Origin of the sequence: Paenibacillus aceti (assembly GCF_003614185.1) — a bacterium.
Lineage (GTDB): Bacteria > Bacillota > Bacilli > Paenibacillales > Paenibacillaceae > Fontibacillus > Fontibacillus aceti.
Window position 1 is genome coordinate 4293 of sequence record NZ_KZ987724.1, and the last position, 4130, is coordinate 8422.

The window sequence follows — 4130 nt, forward strand, 5'->3', positions numbered from 1 at the left end:
AGATCAAGTCCATATTTGTGTGTAAAATTGCCCTCGGTTAGAATGCCCCCTTCCGTCCCCCGAAGGGGGAGACGCAGGGAGCACCCCCCCTGCACCCCGTCACTCGCCGTATGGCAGGCCCAGCAAGGGATTGCTGGGTTTTTCAAAAGTGTATTTCATTCAGCCTGTCAAGGCTAAAAATGGAACGCTTCGCGGCCTTGACAGGCTTAGATGCGGTGTTTATTAGCCGATGCGAGTGACTTTGGTATGGGAGGAGATTGGGGATTGTCCTTGACGCCATTCAAGATATTCTGTCATGTCCAAATACTTTTTGCCGCTAGCCCATTTCTCGTCCGTTTCCATGAGCAAGGCCCCTATCAAGCGGATGGCAGACTCTCGATTCGGAAAAATCCGAATCACGCGTTCACGGCGGCGGATTTCCTCATTCAACCGCTCCATCGGATTGGTGGTGCGAAGACGCTTGCGGTACTTTTCCGGTAATGCCAAGACGGCTGTGACATCTTCGAAGCCTGCTTCCAGGACAGCCATGGCCTTCGGCGCTTTCGTTTCATACTCCTCCAGTACCTTCTCTAACAGCATCCGTGCCGTCTTTGCATCCGGTGCCTCCAGAATGGGGCGAATCCGGCTATGAATCTCGTCCTGCAAGGATTTGGGTGTGGCGTCAAGAATGTTGCGCATGAAGTGCGTCTGGCATCGCTGCCAGGTCACCCCTTGGAAGTTCCTGCGGATGGCTCGAACCAACCCTCCATGGTCATCCGACACAATCAGATCGACGCCTTTAAGCCCACGGCTTTTCAGCCAGCCAAAAAATTCGCTCCAGCTGGCCTCCGACTCGCTGTCGCCGAGCATAACGCCCAATACCTCCCGGTATCCATCGGCATTGACACCGATCCCGATGAGAGCGCCCCGTGACCGCACCCGCCCTTCTTCGCGTACTTTCAGGTACAGGGCATCGACGATGACAAAGGGGAACGAAGAATCGTGTAGCGGACGGTTGTTCCAGGCGTTCACGATAGGATCCAACCGTTTGCACAGATCGGACACGGTCGATTTGGAAAACTCCGTACCGCACAATTCTTCTGTGATCTGGGCCACCTTACGGGTAGACACACCGTTGACGACCATATCCATGAGAGCCAGCACCAGTGCCTGTTCGCTGCGTTGATAACGGGCGAACAACTCGGTGGAGAACTTCCCGCCGCGAATGCGAGGGACACGAAGCGTGATCGTACCGACACGTGTAGTCAATTGGTGTGGGTATGTACCATTTCGATATGCTTGACGCTCATCTGTCCGTTCGTAGGGTTCCGCCCCCAACTGTTCGGTCGCCTGTGCCTGCAAGACTTGGTTCAATACGGATTCCAACAACTTGGCCACTCCCGAATCCTGTGAATTGCCGAGAAAAAGCTGATGCAAAAGTTGCGAATCTACGGTAATCTGGTATTGAGCCATTTCAAATTCCCTCTCCTTCGAATGTTGTCTAGTCAACTTCATTCTAACCGAGGGGGATTGAAAATGGCTCCCTTATTTTTAGAGAGATGCTGTTTTTACACAATTATACGGACTCAACTCGAAAGGAATGGGTTAATTATGCTAAAAACGATATTAGTTGTAGACGACGATGAAGATATCGTAAAACTCATCACAAAGAGTTTAAGGTACGAGCAATTTGAAATACTTCCGGCATATTCCGGGAAAGAAGCCTTAACAGCATTGGAAGAAAATCACATTGAAGGATATTGATAAAATCGTGGGGCTCGAAATAGGAGCAGATATATGAAAATGTCTGGGGAGACGAATACGGAGAATTAAATACCGTAACGGTTCATATAAAAAATATCCGAAAGAAACTTGGTCCTGAATATGACTTCATTAAAACAATTTGGGGCATAGGATATAAATACACGGAAAGAGAGTAATCGTACGACACTGAAAATAAAGCTTCCCCTGCTGTTCCTGCTGATGTTTATAGTTTTTATGTTTTCAATTGGAATATATCTGAAAATTATCTTTGCAGCATATTCACCTATACGCAGGTTCCTTGCTGGACCCGCGATATATAGGATTACTCCTGCCCATATTTGCCATTGCCTGTTTCATATTTATTATTTTTTTTATATCCAGCCATCTGTTAGAAGAACTCTCAAAAGTTGCCACACGCATTGGGATTATACACAATGGCCAACTTATTAAGGAAATCGCGATGGATAGGCTGGAACAATCGTTACAGAAAAACTTGGTGGTGAACGGCCGCGACAAAAATGCTTTAAAGAATGTGCTTAAAGAGCATGGATATGAATTTGAGGAAACAGTGGACGGTTATATCAAACTAACCGATGATCACGCAGCAGATCGTCCTGAACGTCTAGCCGAACTGCTGGTTAAATCTAATCAACCGCCAACACTGCTTCGAGTGATTACGGAAGATTTGGAAGGTTACTTTCTTCGGACAATTGGTATGGCAAGGGGAAATATCTAATGAATATTTTCTCTGTTTTACATTGTGAGATTCGTAAGATTATCCGCGCTAATGTGTTTTGGTTGGAGTTCCTTGTTTTTGCATTTGGGCCAATCATGATGGAGTCGGAATTATTTTATCCAGTGACACCGGTAGCATCAATTGGCAAATGTATTTAACGGATTTGCTTAATAATCTTGCCCCACTGGGACTGATCGGATACACATTTATCGCCGCATGGGTATTTGGGCGAGAGTTTACAGATAAAACAATTAAGGATTTGCTTGCAAAGCCCGTATCAAGATCAAATATTGTACTGTCCAAATTGCTGGTAATTTTAGCGTGGAGCATGTTACTTTCCATCTATATGTTTGCCACGGCTCTTGCCGTTGGAGGTATTCTAGGGGTTACGGGCTGGTCAGCTTCGCTTATTTGGAATATTTTTCTAAAATTTATTATAACATCGCTATTGTTTATTATTGTTACCACACCAGGCGCTTTTCTGGCAAATGTTAGCAAGGGATACTTGGCCCCATTAGGACTCATCCTGGTAATTGTTATTATCTCAAATGTTTTGGCTTCTTTTGGGTTTGCCCCCTATTTCCCGTGGACAATCCCGTCGGTATTTCAAAGCATCGGGTTCTTAAATTTGGGTAGTATAATTAGGGCTTGCTGAACAAGATTCGTTCCATCTACACCCAACGCAAGTCTCTAAACCCAAGCAGTCTGAAAAAATGCAAAAAGAGAACACGCAGTCGCCGCTCCAGATTCATGACCAGAAACTGAAGGGCGATGACGGTCAAACTGGTTTCGGCGCCACGCGCCCGAATGCGACCTAGGCCCAATTTGCGCTTGCCTTCTCCAAATTTTCCTTCGATCGCATTACGCTGTACAGCGTCCTGGCGCTCTTGCCGACGATCGGCGACTTCACTTTGCTCTTTCGAGGGTCTGCCGAGCTTCGGGCCACTAAGGCGAATCCCTAGCGTTTTGCAATAGTTCAGGTTGTCTCGATTGCGGTAGATTTTATCGGCTAGAATGACGGCGGGATAATACCCGAATCGCTGTTTGTACGCTTCCACCGATGCTTGCAGCGTGGTTGCCTCGTTGAAGCTGTCCCATTGTGCCGTTTCGATCCAAGCGTAACCGTCCACCAGACTGGCGGCGATTTTGGCGCCGAACTCCACGTTCGCTCCAGCTTTGCCTCGAACCATCGGACGTACATGCGGCTGTTCGATACTCACGATGCGATCGGCGACGACATGCGTATTCTTCTCTAGCATTTCGCGCTGCTGACGGTAGAGCTCCGAGATGATCAGAAGCTGGCGATAGTGTCTTTTGCTCAGTTCCGTGAGAGGCGTATACTTCACGAGGGCTTCAATAATCCGCAGATTCCGTCCCACGTAGCCAAGTTGCTTTTTGATCGCTTTGCGGATCACCTTGCCCGATGCCTTGCGTTGCTTGGAAACACTCAGGTACGATTTTCTGGCTTTCTCGCGGTACGTGCGCGGCTTCTCCATCGCTCCGACATGGGGACGGTGCAGCACGTCGATGATGTCTTCCAGGATTTCACGGGCGTGATTCAGCAGCCCCAAGTCAGTCGGATACTTGATGTCCGCAGGCGCGCATGTCGCATCCAGCATGAGGGTGCCCTTGTTCATGACTTCCGCTGTCG

At 48.1% G+C, this 4130-nt stretch carries 4 protein-coding genes and 1 pseudogene; 3 read left to right on the forward strand and 2 right to left on the reverse strand.

Annotated elements, in window-relative coordinates:
* Nucleotides 1-222: 222 nt before the first annotated feature.
* The gene (locus BFJ94_RS00030) at nt 223-1452 is read right to left on the reverse strand and encodes an IS256 family transposase (RefSeq protein WP_120460043.1); all 1230 of its coding nucleotides are present in this window, start codon (nt 1450-1452) and stop codon (nt 223-225) included.
* A 138-nt stretch (nt 1453-1590) separates the two neighbouring features.
* Here BFJ94_RS00030 and BFJ94_RS26025 point away from each other — a divergent pair.
* The 3 genes and pseudogenes from BFJ94_RS26025 (at nt 1591) to BFJ94_RS00050 (ending at nt 3134) form a co-directional block, all read left to right on the forward strand.
* A pseudogene (locus tag BFJ94_RS26025) lies at nt 1591-1919 on the forward strand (response regulator transcription factor).
* A 284-nt stretch (nt 1920-2203) separates the two neighbouring features.
* Nucleotides 2204-2479, forward strand: coding sequence for a hypothetical protein (locus tag BFJ94_RS00045; protein ID WP_205571011.1), 276 nt, complete (start codon nt 2204-2206; stop codon nt 2477-2479).
* A 148-nt stretch (nt 2480-2627) separates the two neighbouring features.
* A complete protein-coding gene (locus tag BFJ94_RS00050; RefSeq protein ID WP_205571012.1) occupies nt 2628-3134 on the forward strand; it encodes an ABC transporter permease in 507 nt (168 codons plus the stop codon).
* A 16-nt stretch (nt 3135-3150) separates the two neighbouring features.
* Here the strand turns inward: BFJ94_RS00050 and BFJ94_RS00055 are convergent.
* On the reverse strand, nt 3151-4130 hold a 980-nt coding region (locus BFJ94_RS00055), incomplete at its 5' end, for a transposase (RefSeq protein WP_162944079.1).